10 protein-coding genes are annotated in these 18,368 nt (G+C 60.9%); 2 read left to right on the plus strand and 8 right to left on the minus strand.

Going from position 1 to position 18,368, the window contains the following annotated elements; all coding sequences use genetic code 11:
• Positions 1–16 precede the first annotated feature (16 nt).
• From B9Y51_RS10315 to B9Y51_RS10325, 3 genes are all read right to left on the minus strand, one after another.
• Entirely contained in the window at positions 17–1,273 is a 1,257-nt protein-coding gene (locus B9Y51_RS10315) for an alkaline phosphatase family protein (RefSeq protein WP_085529597.1), read from the minus strand.
• Positions 1,273–1,872, minus strand: a complete 600-nt coding sequence (locus B9Y51_RS10320) for a DUF5998 family protein (protein ID WP_053089931.1) — start codon at positions 1,870–1,872, stop codon at positions 1,273–1,275. The genes B9Y51_RS10315 and B9Y51_RS10320 overlap by 1 nt, the downstream gene beginning before the upstream one ends.
• 118 nt (positions 1,873–1,990) lie before the next feature.
• A complete protein-coding gene (locus B9Y51_RS10325; RefSeq protein ID WP_048678530.1) occupies positions 1,991–4,708 on the minus strand; it encodes a bifunctional acetate--CoA ligase family protein/GNAT family N-acetyltransferase in 2,718 nt (905 codons plus the stop codon).
• An 86-nt stretch (positions 4,709–4,794) separates the two neighbouring features.
• On the opposite strand from B9Y51_RS10325, the gene B9Y51_RS10330 reads away from it, so the two are divergent.
• The gene (locus tag B9Y51_RS10330) at positions 4,795–7,344 is read left to right on the plus strand and encodes a DNA gyrase/topoisomerase IV subunit A (protein ID WP_085529598.1); all 2,550 of its coding nucleotides are present in this window, start codon (positions 4,795–4,797) and stop codon (positions 7,342–7,344) included.
• Positions 7,345–7,366: 22 nt separating this feature from the next.
• Here B9Y51_RS10330 and cydC read toward each other — a convergent pair whose 3' ends face one another.
• From cydC to B9Y51_RS10350, 4 genes are all read right to left on the minus strand, one after another.
• On the minus strand, positions 7,367–11,083 hold the full coding sequence (gene cydC, locus B9Y51_RS10335; RefSeq protein ID WP_085529599.1) for a thiol reductant ABC exporter subunit CydC: 3,717 nt from the start codon (positions 11,081–11,083) through the stop codon (positions 7,367–7,369).
• A 9-nt stretch (positions 11,084–11,092) separates the two neighbouring features.
• Entirely contained in the window at positions 11,093–12,157 is a 1,065-nt protein-coding gene (cydB, locus tag B9Y51_RS10340) for a cytochrome d ubiquinol oxidase subunit II (RefSeq protein WP_085529600.1), read from the minus strand.
• Between the two features lie 12 nt (positions 12,158–12,169).
• Positions 12,170–13,744, minus strand: a complete 1,575-nt coding sequence (locus B9Y51_RS10345; protein WP_048678538.1) for a cytochrome ubiquinol oxidase subunit I — start codon at positions 13,742–13,744, stop codon at positions 12,170–12,172.
• Positions 13,745–14,112: 368 nt separating this feature from the next.
• The gene (locus B9Y51_RS10350) at positions 14,113–16,221 is read right to left on the minus strand and encodes a DNA gyrase/topoisomerase IV subunit B (RefSeq protein WP_048678540.1); all 2,109 of its coding nucleotides are present in this window, start codon (positions 16,219–16,221) and stop codon (positions 14,113–14,115) included.
• Between the two features lie 252 nt (positions 16,222–16,473).
• Between B9Y51_RS10350 and B9Y51_RS10355 the strand changes: the two genes are divergently transcribed.
• A complete protein-coding gene (locus B9Y51_RS10355; protein ID WP_048678542.1) occupies positions 16,474–16,686 on the plus strand; it encodes a DUF7455 domain-containing protein in 213 nt (70 codons plus the stop codon).
• Positions 16,687–16,819: 133 nt separating this feature from the next.
• On the opposite strand, the gene B9Y51_RS10360 is transcribed toward B9Y51_RS10355, so the two are convergent.
• Complete coding sequence (locus B9Y51_RS10360) at positions 16,820–18,211, minus strand: RNA polymerase sigma factor (RefSeq protein WP_082156624.1); 1,392 nt, start codon at positions 18,209–18,211, stop codon at positions 16,820–16,822.
• Positions 18,212–18,368: the final 157 nt, after the last annotated feature.

Here is an 18,368-nt window from a genome sequence, read left to right on the forward strand (position 1 = left end):
GACGAGGCCCTGCTCCTTAGCGGCCCTGCCCCGTCGGGGGAATAACCCGGAGGGGAACGTAGCGTTCCTCGTCGGTCCACGAGCCGTGTTGCCCAACCATGGATAACGCGGTGGAGCGGGTTCGTCGCAGGTCGTACAACGCCAAGGAGCCACGTGCGGCGATGATGAGATCGCCGATCCGTTTCCTGACGCCGGGGCGCACCTCGGCTCCAAAATATCCGGATTCCATCAGCTCGTCCCGGTCCAAGACCCAGGCACGGTCACCGAATTGACGGGTCCACGCGGCGACGAGCCGCTCTTTTGCCTCGTGGTCCGCGGGATCCTGCAGGTGCAACTGAACCATGCGGGGCTCCCCAGCGGTGAGTTTCACCCCGTCCACCAAATCAGGGTAGGCGGAATAATCCACGCGGTCGGTCTCGGGGATATCCACCATTCCGTGGTCCGCGGTGACGAGGATGAGCGTTTCGGGGCCAACTCTCGAGGCCAGTCGCTTCAGGCCCAAGTCGAGCTCTTCGAGGGCTTCGAGCCAGCGCTCCGAGGTGCAGCCGTGCTGATGACCCGATTGATCCAGTTCTCCCCAGTACAGATACATGAACGTCGGCGTTCGCGTCGCAAGCAACTCAGCCGCCTTGCTGACTCTGGCCGTCGTCGAACCTGCCCCCACGAATTCGGTTCCTCGGAGAGCCGCATCCGTCAGCGCGGAATGCTCATAGGTCGGCATCGACACCGTCACGGGACGGGTAATACCCGCAAGCCGTTCGAACACGGTCGGCACGGGTTGCCAAGCCACTGGATCGACCGCCGGGTCCCAGCCCGAGAGTTGGTTCACGACGACGTCGCGCTCAGGATCGACGACGTCGTAGCCCACCATTCCCGTTTGTCCCGTCGGCTGGCCCGTACCGAGCACCGCGAGTGAGGCAGCCGTCGTGGACGGGAGCGCGGCGTCGAGCGGACCCAAATTCACGGAGCGACGAAACGTCGGGGCATGCCCTCGATGGCGGTTGACGAGTTCTTCGCCCAAACCGTCGACCAACACCACGCACACATTCCGAAAAGGGCCGGCGGGACGCCCGGCCTCCCGCAACGCATCGCCAAGGCCCAATTGGTCCGGAAATTCCGGAGCCCGTTCCGACTCCGCGACCGGGAGGAAAACGGAAGCGGCCGAGCTGAGCACATTGGCAATCGAGGCGCCGTCGTATCGTGGGGGGCCCGGCAGCGGGGTGCCCTGAAGATCCGTCACTGCGGCGGACTTGGTGGTTTTGTCCTCCACCATCAGGCGTGCGACGTTCCGGATAGCTCGGTGTTGGCTCGCCGAAGGGCTCGGGCGAATTCCTTGGCGTCCTCAACGGCCTTTTGTCCATCGGCCTCGGCGGAAATCCTCAAGACGACGTCTTCGCGCGCTGCCACTCCGGTGTACCCGTGATCGGCCTCGCATTGTGGGTCGGCACAACCGGCAGGTTGGAGGTCCAACCTCTGACTACCCGTCCACGACATCATGAGTGTCACTTCCGAAGCCGGGGTTTCCGACGTGTAGTTCTGCGGTTGCCGGTACGCGTAGGAAAGCGTCACCGAGGTCAGGTTTCGGATCGGCACCGTCTCCGTGGACACGTGGGCCACAATCTGTTGGGCGTCTTCGTCCAACGCTTGATCGTCTACATGGGTGACTTGAACAATATCCCCGGCTAAAGCCACGACCGTAACGTGGCGGTGCACCTCGTTCTGATCGAAATGCGTCTCCAAATGGACGAGGTGGGAGGTGGGAATTTGGCCATCGAGAGCGTCCCACACCACGTCGTTGACCAATTGCGGGTAGAAACCGGCGTTGACGATGTCGCGGTCCAGATTCTGCCCTTCATGTCCTGACTCAGCCATTCACTCGCTTTCGACGATTCGCCGACGTCGTCACGCCGGCATCACCCAGTTCGCGCATCAGTTCTCGACGCGTCTCCGTCATTCTACGGTCCTTCGGGCACACCCGCGTCGGTCCGTGTCACGATCCAGACATTGTGCGTCGCGCGCTGTCTGTTCTCTGCTGCGGATTACCGAGTTTCATGGACGCCCCCAGGACCGTCAAAGTATCGGCCGAAATCATCACGGGTTTTAGTTCCAGCAGGGCCACCTCGGGAAGGCTGTCCTTCAACTGGGCAACCCTTCGCAGGAGGTCCTCCAGCATGTCGACCTTCACGGAGGGCAGCCCGCCGTACCCGAAAAGCTTCCGGGCCGCTTTGGGCGCTCGCACCATCTTGACGACGTCGCCCTGAGTCAGCGGCGGCACCCGGTGGGCCCAGTCCTCGAGAAGATCCACGGAATCGCCGGACATGCCGAAGGACAAGACGGGACCCAACAAGGGGTCCTCCGTCGCCCTGACGACGCAGTTCTGCCCAGTAGGAGCCATGGCTTGAACTTCCAAGTCGAAGACGCCGTAAGGGCGCAGGGTGCGATGCATGAGATCGATGTCGCGCCGCAACGCGTCCTCGTTCTCGATACCCAGGCGGACGCCTCCGAGATCGAGACGGTGACGCATGGTCGCATCCATCGCTTTAAGGGCGACCGGGTAGCCCAACCGGTTCGCTGCCTCTGCGGCTTGGTCTGGCGTGTCAAAGGGGACGGATTCCAGGACCTTGATCCCGAAGGTCGCCAAGAGGTTTCGTGTATCTGTCTGGCCCAATTCGGCGAGTCCGTCACCGGAGACGCCGCTCATCAGGCCCTGGACCAGATCCTTCGCGGCGGGGATATCCGCGTCCTCGACCTCAGGGACAAAGACCTCTTCCTGTTTGCGCCAGGCCGCGTAGTCCATGGCTGCTGCCAATGCCGCGATGGCGGATCCAGGGCTTTCGTAACATGGAACGCCCGGAAAGGTCCGCGCTTCGTCGCATCCGGCGGGCTGGATCTCGCGCTCCACCGGGTGGATTCCCCGTCGGTAGCTCGACGGCTCCGTGACCCCAGTAAACGCGGCGAGCACGGGCTTACCCGTCGCCGCCGCGCACTCCATGAGGACCTCGGCGATCTCTTCCGGCGTGACAAAAGGCGACGGGAGGAATGAGGCGACGACGGCGTCGTTCGACTCGGAGTTCAAGGCGCCCAACACCGCGTCTCGAATCATCTGCAAGCAGTCGATGTCCGCACTCGAGGTGTCCAACACATGGTCCGTGTGGTGCCCCTCGACGCCGTGGCTCACGCACGCATCGGCCAGTACCTGCCCCAGAGCGAACGCGTTAGAGAAGATCGCCACGCGACGTCCCGTCGGGAGGGGCTGGGACACCAAAAGTTGCGCAATGTCCATGAGGTGATCCGAGGTGTGGGCGCGGATCACGCCGGACTGGCGGAACATCGCATCCAGGGCCTCGACCGGGGCTTGGGTGGTCCTCCCGGAATGCCCGGGAGGCAACCGCACGCCGGTCACATCGGATTTGGCGACCACGACCGGTTTAGATCTGGCCAGTCGCCGAGCGATTCGGGAGAATTTTCGGGGATTACCGATTGATTCGAGGTACATGCAGCAGGTCGTGGTTCCTGGGTCATCTTCCCAGTACTGCATGAGGTCGTTACCCGAAACGTCCGTCTTATTGCCCGCCGAGAACGCCGTAGAGACCCCAACCCCGCGCCGGTACGCCGAGGTTCCCAGTAAGACCCCCATCGCCGCCGACTGGCTGAAAAGCCCCAAGTGGCCGCGCAAGGGTGAGACGGTTCCGAGCGAGGCATTCAGGCTGACGTCCGGGTCGGTATTGATCAGGCCGAGCGAAGCCGGGCCGATGACACGCATCCCGTAGCCACGGGCCTTTCGTACGAGGGCCTGCTGGCGGGCGCGCCCCCGGGCGCCGTCGTCGGCGTAACCGCCCGTCACGATGCACACCCCGCGCACACCCAAACGTCCACACTGGTCCACGACATCAGAGACCGCGGGAATCGGAACCGACACCACCGCTAAATCCACAACCTCGGGAAGATCCTCGAGCCGCGCGAAGGCTTTCATACCGGCCAATTCGAAGGCCTCGGGATTCACCCCATACACGGGTCCGGTGAAGCCACCGTCGACGATGTTCACGAGAATTTCGTGGCCCACCTGCGTCCAGTCCCGCGAGGCACCCACCACGGCAATCGAGCGTGGCGCCACCAGAGAGGCAACCGACTTCGCCTCGGCGCGATGCTCCCGGGAAGCCATGACTTCCCGAGATTTTTCGGTTGGGTCGATGTCGAAGCTCACCATCACGACGCCGTCGTCGAAGACACGGGCCACCTCGAACCCGGCCTCGGAAAACACATTGAGCATCTTGCGGTTTTCAGGCAAGACCTCTGCGGAAAACTTGGTGATCCCACATTCCAGCCCCGCCGCAGCGAGGTGTTCCAGGAGAATCGAACCGATGCCTCGTCCATGGTGATGATCCGAAATGAAGAAGGCGACCTCGGCCTCATTCGGCTGATTCGTGCGATCGTAACGACCGATGCCGATCATTTCCTCGCCCAGCATGATCACGAAGGCGACCCGATCGTGGTGGTCCACCGTCGTGAAGCGCGTGAGCTCTTTAGCGCTCAAGGCAGACTTATAGGTGAAAAACCGCAGGTAGATCGTGCGTTCCGATTGCCGGGCATACATCTCCGCGAGCGCGTCACGATCGGATGGTTGCACCGGACGCAAGTGAGCCGTAGCACCGTCACGCAACACCACGTCCGCTTCCCAGTGGGACGGGTAGGAATTTTCATCGACCATGAACCACAGTCTAGTAGCGCAAGTCACAGGCGCCTATTGTTCTAGACTGGGGTCGCCCGTTTTCGCTCAACCGTGAGGATCCGTAGATGGCACCCCGCCGTAAGTCGTCGCATACCCCCGAGGACTTCCCGCTCGACGTGGTCGAGAATATCGTCGACATCGACGTGTCTTCCGAGATGGAAACGAGCTTCCTGGAGTACTCCTACTCCGTCATCTATTCCCGCGCGCTCCCGGACGCGCGCGACGGACTCAAGCCCGTGCAGCGGCGCATTTTGTTCATGATGATGCAGATGGGACTCCGTCCCGACCGCGGACACGTCAAGTCCGCACGAGTCGTCGGCGAGGTCATGGGCAAGCTCCACCCTCACGGCGACAGCGCGATCTACGACGCGATGGTGCGCCTGGCGCAGTCCTTTGCCATGCGCATCCCGCTCGTAGACGGACACGGCAACTTCGGCTCAGTCGACGACGGCCCGGCTGCAGCCCGCTATACCGAGGCCCGTATGGCCCCTGCCGCGCTGGCGCTCACGGGTGACTTGGACGAAGACGTCGTCGATTTCGTGCCGAATTACGATAACCAGTTCACCCAGCCCGGGGTCCTCCCCGCGGCCTTCCCGAATCTTTTGGTCAACGGTTCGTCGGGAATCGCGGTGGGCATGGCGACCAACATGGCGCCTCACAACTTGCGGGAGGTCATCGCTGGGGCACAGCACCTCATCGACCATCCCGACGCGAGCCTCGACGACATCATGAAGTTCATTCCGGGGCCCGACCTTCCCACGGGCGGCCGCATCGTCGGTCTCAACGGCATCCGGGATGCCTATGCGACGGGCCGTGGTTCCTTCAAGACTCGGGCCAAAGTGTCGATCGAGCAGGTTACTCCCCGCAAACAGGGGTTGGTCATCACCGAATTGCCGTACCTCGTGGGGGCGGAAAAGGTCATCGACAAAATCAAGGATGGCGTGCAGTCGAAAAAGCTGTCCGGCATTTCCGACGTCGTGGATCTCACGGACCGCAAGAACGGAACACGGCTCGTGGTCGAGCTCAAGAACGGTTTCAATCCCCACGCCGTGCTCCAGTCCCTGTACAAGTACACGCCACTCGAAGATTCCTTCGGCATCAATAACGTGGCCCTTGTTGATGGGCAACCACAAACATTGGGTCTTCTGGAACTTCTCACGGTGTATGTATCGCACCGAATCGACGTCGTTCGACGTCGGACCGCGTTCCGCCTCAAGAAGTCCCAGGACCGCCTCCACCTCGTCGAGGGCCTGCTGATCGCAATGCTCGACATTGACGAGGTCATCGAGATCATTCGGACCTCGGATCAGACCGCTCAGGCCAGGGAACGACTCATGGTGGTTTTCGACCTGAGCGAAGCACAGGCCAGCTACATCCTGGAATTGCGGTTGCGGCAACTGACCAAATTCTCACGCATCGAACTCGAATCGGAGCGCGACGATTTGCGCTCCACCATTGACGAGCTCGAGTCCATCTTGGCGTCGGACCACAAGCTCCGTGGCGTGGTCTCGGATGAGTTGGGTGACGTCGCCGAACGCTACGGTACCGATCGGCGCACCGAACTGCTCGAATCCGATGACTTGGCTCAACTCGCCTCCGCCGTCACAGCATCCGGAGCGTCGTCCAAGAAGGGACTTGGCCTAGCTCTAGAGATCGCGGATGACCCCTGCTGGGTGGCCCTGTCAACCTCGGGCATGGTGGGCCGGACGCCGGGTGGTCCCGGCGGCCGGGAATCTTTTGCGGATCCCGGCAAGCGCATCAAACATGATGCCCTACGGTCCTTGATCCCGACCACGGCGCGGGGCGAGATCGGGGCGGTGACGTCGGCTGGCCGTATGGTTCGAGTCAATGTCATGGATATCCCTCAGCTCGAACTATCCGGGACCGCACCGAATTTGGGAACCGGCGTTGCGGTCAAGGATTTCTTGACGCTCGAACGTGGTGAATCCCTCATCGCCCTTGCTCCGCTGCATCAGGTGCTCGCTATGGGCACGGCTCAGGGCGTGGTCAAACGGGTCAATCCTGACTATCCCCTGAACCGGGACGACTGGCCCATCATTTCCCTCAAGGAGGGCGACGAGCTCGTGGGCGTCGCACACGCGACCAACGACGATCACCTGGTGTTCATCACGCGCGACGCCAAGCTTTTGACCTTCGATGCCGCGAAGGTTCGCCCACAAGGCCGCACGGGAGGCGGTGTGGCCGGTATTAAGCTCGCGGACGGGGATCGTGTGATGTTCTTTGGTGCCGTCTCCCCCACGGAGCCCGGCGTCGTCGTGACTGTTGCTGAACCTGGCGACAGCCTTCCGGGGATGTCTGGCGGCTCGGTAAAGATTACCGAATTCTCCGAGTATCCCTCCAAGGGTCGAGCCACGGGCGGCGTTCGCGCGCATCGCTTCCTGAAAGGCGAGTCGGCTCTACAACTCGCGTGGGCGGGACGCGGACCGGCTAAGGCCGTCTCTTCGGCCGGAGTTTCGCGATCGTTGCCCACGGAATTTGGGACACGCGATGGTTCCGGCGTGCAACTGCAGCAACCGATTGACGCCGTCGGGCCGGCTCTCGGCAGCGGGGCCGAGGACGGCTCGGTCCGCGACGACGAGGCGGACTCGGCTTAAGCCGGTGCGTAGGCGGTAGCCGCTACTTGAGGGCAACCACGTCAGCACAGTAGACGAGGTCTGCGGGCCGATGGGAAATGATGATCGTTCCGGGTCCGCTCTCGCCGTGGGCGTCGAGTCGGGTGGCCCGGTCGATTTCCTCCATGAGCTCTTGAGCGGACTCGTGATCCAGGTGAGCCGTGGGTTCGTCGAGCAGCAGGAACGAGGCCTCGGTCAGCAGGGCCCGTGCCACGGCTAGCCTCTGGCGCTGTCCGCCGGAGAGATTCGAGCCCCCGGCACCCACACGGGTATCCAGGCCGTCCTCGAATCCACGCACGACGTCACCGAGCCCGACTCTGTCCAGCACCGAGTACAACTCGTCATCCCCCGGTGCCTGCCCCCGGGGCTTGGCGAGGGCGAGGTTTCCTCGAACCGTTGAATCGAAGATATAGGCGTCCTGAGGGCACCATGCCGAGACTCCCCGGAGCGTTTCCGGGTCCGATTTGACGCCGTCCACGGACACCTCGCCTTGTTCGGGACGGAGAAATCCTAGGAGAACGGCCAAGGAGGTCGATTTACCTGATCCGGACGGCCCGGTGAGTCCCAGAGCCTGCCCCCGCTCGACTCCTCCGCTAACCCCACGGACAGCAGGTCTCTCCATCCCCGGCCAGCGGGCCGACACATTCTGGATCCGCAACGTCTGCGCGTTGTGTCGCGTCGTCTCGGAGTCGTGATCCGTGCGTGAACTCGGCAGTTCTTCAGGAACACCCCGATCAATTTTGGCAACGAGACGCGCAAAAGCGGGCCAAGCCCGGAGCGCATCGGTGGCTTGGGCGGCCGGCTCAACCAACGCCGTGCACAGCAATACGGGAATCGCAGCCACGGGAGCGGAGATCTGTCCTGAACTCACGGGCGCCCACGCCACAAGCCCAATCAAGAGCGCGGTCAACCACCACAGTCCGAGGGTTGTGGCATTGCCCAGACCTGCGGCAAAGGCCGACCTCCGAGCGGCGTTCAAGGAATCTGCGTCCCAATGCCGGAAGACCCGCAACACGTGGGGTCCCAGAGAATTCCCTCGGAGGTCCTCGACGGCCTCCGTCATGCCGACGACGCCACGGAGGGTCCGGGATGTGGCCGTTCGTCGTATGGATTCGGCCCGACGATCTGCCCACGTCACGACCCAAGGAAGGCAGAAGGTGCTCATGCAGGCAGCCACCCCCACGAGCCACGTTGCAGACGGGACCGTCAACGAGGTCACGACAACCGCACCCACCATCACGGGGATGTTTGTGGCGATGGGCAGGAGGACACGCGGCATCGCGTCGCGCAGTTCATCCACGTCGCCGACGAGACGGTCTAAGAACGCTCCTCCCCGGAGCAAGGTACGTAGGCTCAGAGCGGATTCCCCGACGGTCCGCCACGCTGTCATGCGCAACCGGTTAGCCGCCCTCAACACGACGTCGTGGGTCAATAATCGCTCCGCGTATCGGAAGGAGGCTCTTCCGAGGCCGAAGAATCGGACCCCGACGATCGCCACCATCAGATACATCATGCCCGGCTGTTGAGAGGCCCGAACGATCAACCAGCCAGACAACGCCGTCAACGATGCCCCAAAAGCTACCGTCAAAAAGTTCACAGCTAATGGGCCAAGCGCCGTGGTCAACCTGGCCCCGGTGATCCGCTTCAAGGATCCCAAGGTTTGCACGACACTACGAGATGCAACGTTCCCCTCAGATCCCGCCGGGTAGTCATCTCTTGGGGCGTCGGTTCCCTGCCCTTCGGCTTGGGGAATATCTACCGCGTGGCGGTCACCGTGGGCGGCATCCTTCGTCAGTCGCGCACCGTCGAGGGCTTGAGTTCTCGAGGAGGTGACCACGACTTGCCTATCTCCAGGCACCTCCAGGAAGTACTCCGCGTGAGGCACCGTCGCCGGATCGTGAGTCACCCAGATGACGGTCGAACCGTAGCTCGCGATCTCGCGTAAGGCCCCCGCCACGGACGCGGCGGCGCGATCATCCAGGTGGGCCGTGGGTTCGTCGACGAGAACGAGCAATGAAATCTGACGACTGCCACCCGCGTCGAGGACCATGCCTCGTACTCGCGCCAACACCCTCGCCACGGCCAGACGCCGGGCCTGTCCGGCGGAGAGGGCGGACGGCGCCACATCCCTCAGGCCCTGTAGTCCCAGATCAGTCAGAGCCCCGCGAATAAGGGAGTCCACCGCTGAAGACTGTGGGCCATCGGATGCAGGAGGTTCGAGGCTTTTACTCTGGACCGACCCGTTGTCATCGACTTCGGCGAGCCAGGTTTCGGCGAATTCGGGGGCCGTATACAGACCCATTTCGTCGTAGACGGTTGCGGCGAGAAATGAGGGGGTTTGACTGATCCACGCGGTCTCCGAGGGCGCGCGAACCGTCGGCGTCTGGTGTTCCGCCGGCATCGCGTCGATCATGCCGCCGAGCACCTTCAACAACGTGGATTTGCCCCCGCCGGAAGGCCCGACGACCACCGCGGTGCTCCCTGCCGATATGTCCAGGTTCACGTCCGTCAAGACAGGGCCTCGTCCCGGGTACGCCACGGAGACTTGTCGTACGCGCACACCCCCATCCTGGTTCGTCTGACGTGCATGGGGTGCGCGGCCCCGTTCAACGACCGCTTCTGCCCGACGCAACGCATCAATGCCATCTTGGGACTGGTGAAAAGCAGAACCCAGGTCCCGCAATGGTTGAAAGCACTCCGGAGCGATGAGCAAGACCGCCAACGCCGTATCTAGCCCTATCGACCCCGTCACGAGCCGAAGCCCAATGAAGACCGCGACAAGAGCGACGGAGATGGTGGTGATGAGTTCGAGCGCCAAGGACGATTGGAACGCCGAACGAAGCGTCGTCAGGGTCCGACGTCGATAGTTTTCACCCAAATCGTCGAGGGCCTGGGCTTGGGCCCGGTTCCGTCGGAGCCCGAAGAGTACCGGTAGCCCCCGAGAGAGTTCCACAATGTGGCTGGACAGCCGCAATAATTGAGTCTGTGCCTCGCGGGTGTCCTGCTGGGTGGTCTTCCCGATCAGGATCATAAAGAGCGGAACCAACGGCAACGTCAAAACGAGGACCAGCGCGCTGATCGGGTCGAGCCACAGGACGACGAGCATAAGCACCACCGGAATCACCGCAGAGGAGCACATAGCCGTCAACGATTTGACGTAGTAGTCATCGACGGTGTCGAGCCCCCGCGAGGCCAGAACGGCGATGCCGCCATCGGACGATGATTCGCTGTCCCCGCCCGTTTCGATGCGGGCTCCGGCGGATGTCGACGAGCGATGGAGTACAGCCTCAAGAAGCCGACGACGCAGGTCAGACTTCGTGGAGGAAGCCGCTCGCTGTGACGCCACAGAAAGAGCCCAGTCCGCGAGTGCCCGAATGGCAAGACCAGCCACACCCCATGCAGCGATCTGCCAGGCCCAGTGCCCGGGATCTATCCCAGTCAGCCAGGAGGGAAATAGACCATCGGCACCCGCCGAATGCGAACCGACGAAATCTGCCCAATCGCTCGATGCTTCGGGGCCATTGCCCGAGGAAACGACGCGGAATGCCTCGCGAGCCAGCACGGTCAATAGTGTCGCGACGGACGCCGCGAAAAGGACGAGGCCCGCCGCCCTCAATCCACTGATGACCGAGAGCCAGGCCATGATGCGGCGAGCCCCCGGACCCAACGGCGGACGCGCCGAGGTCCGAGGTTGGGTCGTGGGGGCTTGCTGCTGGGTCATGACTCTCGCTTACCGGGCGTTGGGTTGATTCGCCAAGCTGGTGACGTCGTGAGCCGCTGGGATGTGCTCTGCCGACAGGCGTTTACGGAAGACCCAGTAAGTCCATCCCTGGTAGAGGAACAGTACCGGTAGCCCAATACACGCCACGATCGTCATCACCTTCAACGTGTAGGGCGAGGAAGAGGCGTTCTGAATCGTCAAGGTCGTTCCTCCCTCCAACGTGGTGGGAAGGACGTTGGGGTAGGCCGCCATGAAAATGGCCAAGGCACCAAACACGGCGAACCCTGCAATCCCCGAAAACGCTATGCCCTCACGCCCCTTGGAAGCCATGACCCAGGCGATCACTGCGGCGACTGCGGCCAGGACGAGGAATGTGAGCGACAGGGCCGTCGCGCCCAGTATCTGAAGCCACACGGCCCACCCGACCATCGGCAACAATGCGATCGGAAGCGTTCTGACCATGTAGGCCCGGGCGCGATGGCGAACCTCTCCGTCCGTCTTCAGGGCGAGGAAGGCCAAACCGTGGACCAGAGAGAACCCGACCATTCCAAGGCCGCCGAGCACAGCGGGAACTGTCAGCCAGGCAAATGGTCCACCAACCCGGTCCGCGTGATCATTGAGTGGCAGGCCCGTCGTCGTGATCGCCAACGCGGCGCCGATGAGAAAAGCGATGAAGAAGGAAGACACCGACATGATCGCGTTCCACCGTGCTTCCCACCGAGGCCCGGTGAGCTTGCCACGATATTCGATCGACACGGCTCGCAAGATGAGGGCCAGGAGGATCAAGGTCAACGGTATGTAGAGGGACGAAAAGAGCGAGGCATACCACATGGGGAAGGCCGCGAAAATTGCCGCGCCACCCGTGATGAGCCACACTTCGTTCCCGTCCCACACGGGGCCAATAGTGTTCAGCAGCAGGCGCCGCTCTTTCTCGTTTTTCGAGAAAATTCGGCCCATGAGCATGCCGACTCCGAGATCAAATCCATCCAGGACGATGTATCCGATCAGCAATACACCGACTACTAAGAACCACAGGGTCGGTAATCCAGGTTGTCCTACAAATTCTTCGAACATGGTGATGTGCTCCTAGTAGGCGAAGGCCAAGACATCGTCATTTTTGGTGGGATGATCCTCGTCGTCGTGATCATCCGAGGAGACAAGCTCTGGCATCGCGGCGACGACGCCCGTCTTGACGTATCTCGAGATCAAGAAGACCTCCACGACCATGAGTACCGCGTAGATCAAGACGAGGACCGCCAGGGAGAACAGCATCTCCCCCGCCGTCACGTGGGGCGAAACCGCCGCCTCTGTGAACATGTAAACCCGCTGATCCAGTGGCAAATCAGGGTTAGGCGCTACCACGAATGGTTGGCGCCCCATCTCGGTGAAAATCCAGCCCGCAATGTTGGCGCCGAAGGGCGCGAGGATTCCGAAGATCGCGAGTCTCGTGAGCCACTTTGACTGTGGAACAGTGCCCTTCCGGGTAATCCACCAGGCGAAGATGCACGCGACGGCAGCCATACCGCCGAAGGTAATCATGATGCGGAATCCCCAGTAGGTCACCTCCATCAGCGGAAGATAGCTGATTTCTTGGCCAGCACGATCCCCATACAGCGAATTATCTGCGAGGTTCGTGCCATACATCTTCTGGTACTCGGGCATCAGCGTCGTAATGCCCGGAATATTCGTGTGGAAATCATCGTGAGCCAAGAACGAGAGCAACCCGGGCAATTCGATGAGGTTTTTCACGTCATCACAGTTCTGCGAACCCAGATCCGACACCGTCATGACAGAGAATGCCGTCCCGTCGTGACAAGCGGCTTCCGCGGCGGCCATCTTGAGTGGTTGTTGTTGGAACATGAGTTGTCCCTGAATGTGGCCGCTGAATGCCGTGCCCAAAAATCCGATGAGCCCGATCAGAATGCCGAATCGCAGAGAACGGAACCACACCTTGTAGTCGCGTTTGTCCTGCGCGCCTCGTCCGGCGTCGCCTACGATGACGTAGCCCTTTTCATCCACGGAGTCGACACCGCTGGTACGCCGCTTCCACAGCTTGTACCAAGCGATACCGAGGAGGAAGGATCCCGCGACGGCCAAGGCACCAAAGATGGTGTGTGTGATCGCTACCAATGCCGTGCTATTCGTCAGCACCGCCCAAACGTCATTGAGAATTGGCCGTCCGTTGACCACCTCGTATCCCACGGGGTGTTGCATCCACGAATTCGCGATGATGATGAACGTGGCCGACAGCCAGGATGCCAGCACCGCTGCGGCGAGGCAGAATGCGTGAATAGTCGGCTTCAACTTCTTCCAGCCGAAAATCCACAGGCCAAGGAATGTAGATTCCACGAAGAAGGCCAACAAACCTTCCATCGCCAGCGGAGCGCCAAAGACGTCGCCGACGAATCTGGAGTACTCGCTCCAAGCCATACCGAATTGGAACTCCTGAACGAGGCCTGTGGCCACGCCCATGATGAAGTTGATCAAGAATAGTTTTCCCCAGAACTTCGTCATCCTGAGGTATTCCTCTTTGCCGGTCTTCACCCAGAGAAGGTTGAAGATCAACACAACCATCCCCAAGCCCAGCGTCAGAGGAACCATCATGAAGTGATAGACAGTGGTGGTCCCGAACTGCCAACGGGCAATTTCTACAGTATCCACGGTTCTCCTCGCGCATCTGAACGCACACAACCGGACCCCAGCGGACCGGTTAAGTTCAAGATAGCAACGTGGTCTGAACACTTGATGACGACCCGTCAGCGGCCTCTTGACACGCGGGAAAGGGTAGTTTTTACCCTTTGTTCCCGGGACTGGACGATGTCTTGACGTTATTCGTGACGATCAAGCATAAGGTCTTTTGGACCTCATCGATGAGGGCCCACCGATGCTTGGGCAAAGGTATGGAAATGGTCGGATCCGCGACGATGCGGATCCGACCCAGAAGATTCACCGAGTGATTAATTACACATTCACTGCCGTCAGGCTCCGCTCACCGGAGCAGGACAGCTGGACTTTCGGCCACGTTCTGATCAGGCGTCAATCTGTTCGAGGTCCAGTTGATCCGCGTGGCTGATCAAGAATTCCTTACGAGGTGCCACTTCCGATCCCATCAACAACGAGAAGGAACGTTCGGCGGCTTCGGCGTCTTCAATGCGCACACGCCGCAACAATCGATGCCGCGGGTCCATGGTGGTTTCGGCCAATTGGTCAGCGTCCATCTCGCCGAGACCCTTGTACCGCTGGATCGGTTCTTTGTACTTCTTACCCTTCGCCTCGAGGTCGTTCAGGATTTCCTGAAGTTCTTTCTCCGAATAGGTGTAGACCATCTCGTTGGCCTTGCCGCCTCCGTTGATAACTTCCACCCGGTGCAACGGCGGAACGGCAGCGTAAACTCTGCCCGCTTCCACCAGCGGCTTCATGTAGCGATAGAACAACGTCAGCAAGAGCGTCCGGATATGTGCGCCGTCCACGTCCGCGTCTGTCATCATGACGACCTTGCCATAGCGGGCCACATCGAGGTCGAAGCTTCGGCCTGAACCCGCACCAATGACCTGGATCAGTGCGGCACATTCGGCATTGGCCAACATGTCAGTGATCGAAGCCTTTTGAACGTTGAGAATCTTGCCGCGGATAGGCAACAGCGCTTGGTACTGGGACGAACGCGCCAAACGCGCGGTTCCCAGAGCCGAGTCACCCTCCACGATGAACAACTCACTGTGTTCCACATCGTTGGAACGGCAGTCCACCAGCTTGGACGGCATCGTCGACGTTTCGAGAGCATTCTTTCGCCGCTGCGTCTCCTTATGAACACGCGCCGAGATCCGTGACTTCATCTCGGCCACAACCTTTTCCAGGAGTGCCGCAGACTGTTGCTTCTCTGAACGGTTCTTCGACGTCAGGACTCGATCCAGTTCTCGGGAAAGAATCTTGCTGACAATGGCACGGACTGCCGGCGTACCCAAAACTTCTTTGGTTTGCCCCTCAAACTGCGGCTCCACCAGCCGAACGTTCACGACAGCCGTCAAGCCAGCGAGGATGTCGTCCTTTTCAATCTTGTCGGTCCCGACCTTGAGCTTGCGCGCGTTCGCCGTAATTTCTTTACGCAGAGTTCGCACCAGGCCCTGTTCGAAGCCGGTGACATGGGAACCGCCCTTGGGCGTGGCAATGATATTCACATAGGACTTAACTGCAGTGTCGTAACCCGTCCCCCACCGAAGAGCGATATCGACCTCACACTCGCGCTCGACGTCTTCCAGCTTGGAGTGTCCATTGCTATCGAGTACCGGAACGGTTTCGTGAAAGCTATCCGAGCCTTGAAAACGCCACACATCGGTCAGAGCGGGACCTGCCGCCAAAAACTCGACGTACTCGGCGATGCCGCCGTCGTGCTGAAAGACTTCCTCGTGAGGCCCGTCTTCACCCGGTGTTCCAGGCAGACGTCGTTCATCGCGAATCCGGAGGCGGAGGCCGGGAACGAGAAAGCTGGTCTGTCGGGCGCGCTCGACGAGGCGCTCGTAGTCGAATCTGGCGTCCGGTGTGAAGATTTGGCGATCCGCCCAGTACCGGACTCGCGTGCCGGTCACGCCTCGACGAGCCTTGCCGACGACGTCGAGCGCGGCCTTGCCCTCCGCAGGGGTAAAGGGGGCATCGGGTTTTGGCGATCCCCCGTCGTCAAAAATGCCGGGTATTCCGCGCTGGAATGACATCTGATACGTCTTCGAGCCACGGTCTACCTGGACGTCGAGGCGCGAAGACAACGCGTTGACCACCGACGCTCCCACTCCGTGGAGCCCGCCCACGGCGTTGTAGGTTCCGCCGCCGAATTTGCCGCCCGCGTGCAATTTAGTGAAGACCACCTCGACGCCGGAGAGCCCGGTTCGAGGCTCGATATCAATGGGGAGGCCACGGCCTTCGTCCTTGACCTCCACAGATCCATCGCGGTTCAAGACGATGTCAATGGACTGGCCATACCCGCTGAGAGCCTCGTCCACCGAGTTGTCGATAATTTCCCACAGGCAGTGCATGAGTCCCCGAGAGTCGGTCGAACCGATGTACATACCAGGGCGCTTGCGGACCGCCTCCAGTCCTTCCAGGACGGAAAGCTGACGGGCGGTGTACTCGGAATTCTTCGGCGACACTGAGCTGGGACTCCTGACAATCTGACGACGACGACGCCGCTACCGGCGCGACCTCGAGTCTAATGGTTCATGAACGCCACATGACGCAACGCCCACAGCGAACTAGCCGTGGTGGGGATGAAATCGGCCTTGGAGCGTGTTTGCATAGATGAACATTCATATCCGGAAGGTATCTATTGGATGTCGTAAACGGCTTTCACAAGCCTTTCGAAACCAGTAGCAACGACCGGATCGAGACGTCAGGAGGTAGTCATGACGGCGACATTGGAAGCTCGGGAACTCAACGCAACCGACCGTTGCGATTCCTGCGGGGCTCAGGCTTACGTGCGCGTTGTGCTTGAGAACACTGGCGGCGAACTATTGTTCTGCGCCCACCACGCGACCACCAATGAGGACAAGCTTCGTCCATTGGCAAGTCTGTGGCAGGACGAGCGCGATCGTCTCGGCGCTACAGCCTCCGCATAATTAATGTGCCGATGCCATGCATCGGATGTAGCAAAGGCCCCGGCCCCGCCAGTTGGCGGGACCGGGGCCTTTGTCATTCGCCCCTGTGAGGGATGAGGCCGGAGCGCTTTCCGGCCTCATCCCGTTCAGACGATTAGTCCAAGTAGTCCCGCAAGACCTGCGAGCGCGAGGGATGCCGAAGTTTCGACATGGTCTTGGACTCTATCTGCCTTATACGCTCGCGGGTCACACCGTAGACCTTCCCGATTTCATCGAGAGTCTTCGGTTGCCCGTCCGTCATACCGAATCGCATGGCGACGACGCCGGCTTCCCGTTCGGACAAGGTGTCCAAGACCGAATGGAGCTGTTCCTGCAGCAAGGTGAAGGAGACGGCGTCTGCCGGGACTACGGCTTCGGAATCTTCGATGAGGTCGCCAAACTCTGAATCGCCGTCCTCACCGAGGGGTGTATGCAGCGAAATCGGCTCGCGGCCGTACTTCTGTACCTCGACGACCTTCTCCGGTGTCATGTCGAGTTCCTTGGCCAGCTCCTCCGGAGTTGGTTCACGCCCCAAGTCTTGAAGCATCTGGCGTTGCACACGGGCCAATTTGTTGATGACCTCGACCATGTGGACCGGAATACGGATCGTGCGTGCCTGATCGGCCATGGCACGCGTGATCGCCTGACGAATCCACCACGTTGCGTACGTGGAAAATTTGAAGCCCTTGGAATAGTCGAATTTTTCGACCGCGCGGATCAGGCCAAGGTTTCCTTCCTGGATCAGGTCCAAGAAGAGCATGCCTCGTCCCGTGTACCGCTTGGCCAACGACACGACCAAGCGCAGGTTGGCCTCCAGGAGGTGGTTTTTCGCCCGCTTTCCGTCGTGAATGACCCAGCGCAGCTCTTTGCGCTCTTGCGAGCTGAGTTCATCCGCGCGGTCCTTGAGCTTGTGCTCAGCATAAAGACCAGCCTCAATGCGCATGGCCAAGTCAACTTCTTGCTCTGCATTGAGCAAGGAGACCTTGCCGATCTGCTTGAGATAATCCTTGACGGGGTCAGCAGTAGCGCCTGGAGCAATAACCCTCTGAGCCGGCTCATCGTCGTCGTCGGTGGTGGAGATGACGAATCCGTTGCCCTTTGCGGCGACGGTTTTCTTCTCTTCCTTGTCGGCGTCGTCGGCGACGGGGGTCTCGTCGCGGTCGATTTCCTCGGCACCCTCAGGCTCTTCCGAGGTCGTCGAGGTGGGGGCAAGCTCTTCAACGTCCCGCGACGTTGGTTCTGAATTCGCGGCGCTCGATTCGGCAGCCTCCGTCTTAGCCACACCCACCGTCTCGGAGGTGGCTTTCTGACGCGACGCCGTCTTAGCCGGAGACTTCTTGGTAGCCGGCTTGGCCTTACTCTTGGTCTGCGCGGTGGCCTTTGAGGACTTCGCGGTTTTTGACGACGTCACGGCGCCGGCGGTCGTCCCAGCGTCGGCTGTTGCCGAGGCCTTGCCTTTGACCTTGGTATCGCCGGACTCTGACTTTTTGCGTGCAGCAGGTGACACTCAAAAACCTTTCTTCCCTGTCGTGTATGCACAGGCGCGTAAAACACCTATGACCCTGTCAAGTCTGCGCCGACCCTATAGAGGGTCAGCCGCGCGCAACTCGCAAGGCCGTACCTGAGAAATAACGAGGTCACTTCCGCGTTTATTCCCGGGCACA

The sequence above is a fragment of the Kocuria massiliensis genome (assembly GCF_900169715.1).
GTDB lineage: Bacteria > Actinomycetota > Actinomycetes > Actinomycetales > Micrococcaceae > Rothia > Rothia massiliensis.

Excerpts from the sequence above, each read along its gene's own strand:
- B9Y51_RS10325 (WP_048678530.1), bottom strand. The coding sequence starts at position 4,708 with ATGGTCGATGAAAATTCCTACCCGTCCCACTGGGAAGCGGACGTGGTG.
- B9Y51_RS10320 (WP_053089931.1), bottom strand. The coding sequence starts at position 1,872 with ATGGCTGAGTCAGGACATGAAGGGCAGAATCTGGACCGCGACATCGTC.
- cydC (WP_085529599.1), bottom strand. The coding sequence starts at position 11,083 with ATGACCCAGCAGCAAGCCCCCACGACCCAACCTCGGACCTCGGCGCGT.
- B9Y51_RS10330 (WP_085529598.1), top strand. The coding sequence starts at position 4,795 with ATGGCACCCCGCCGTAAGTCGTCGCATACCCCCGAGGACTTCCCGCTC.
- cydB (WP_085529600.1), bottom strand. The coding sequence starts at position 12,157 with ATGTTCGAAGAATTTGTAGGACAACCTGGATTACCGACCCTGTGGTTC.
- B9Y51_RS10315 (WP_085529597.1), bottom strand. The coding sequence starts at position 1,273 with ATGGTGGAGGACAAAACCACCAAGTCCGCCGCAGTGACGGATCTTCAG.
- B9Y51_RS10355 (WP_048678542.1), top strand. The coding sequence starts at position 16,474 with ATGACGGCGACATTGGAAGCTCGGGAACTCAACGCAACCGACCGTTGC.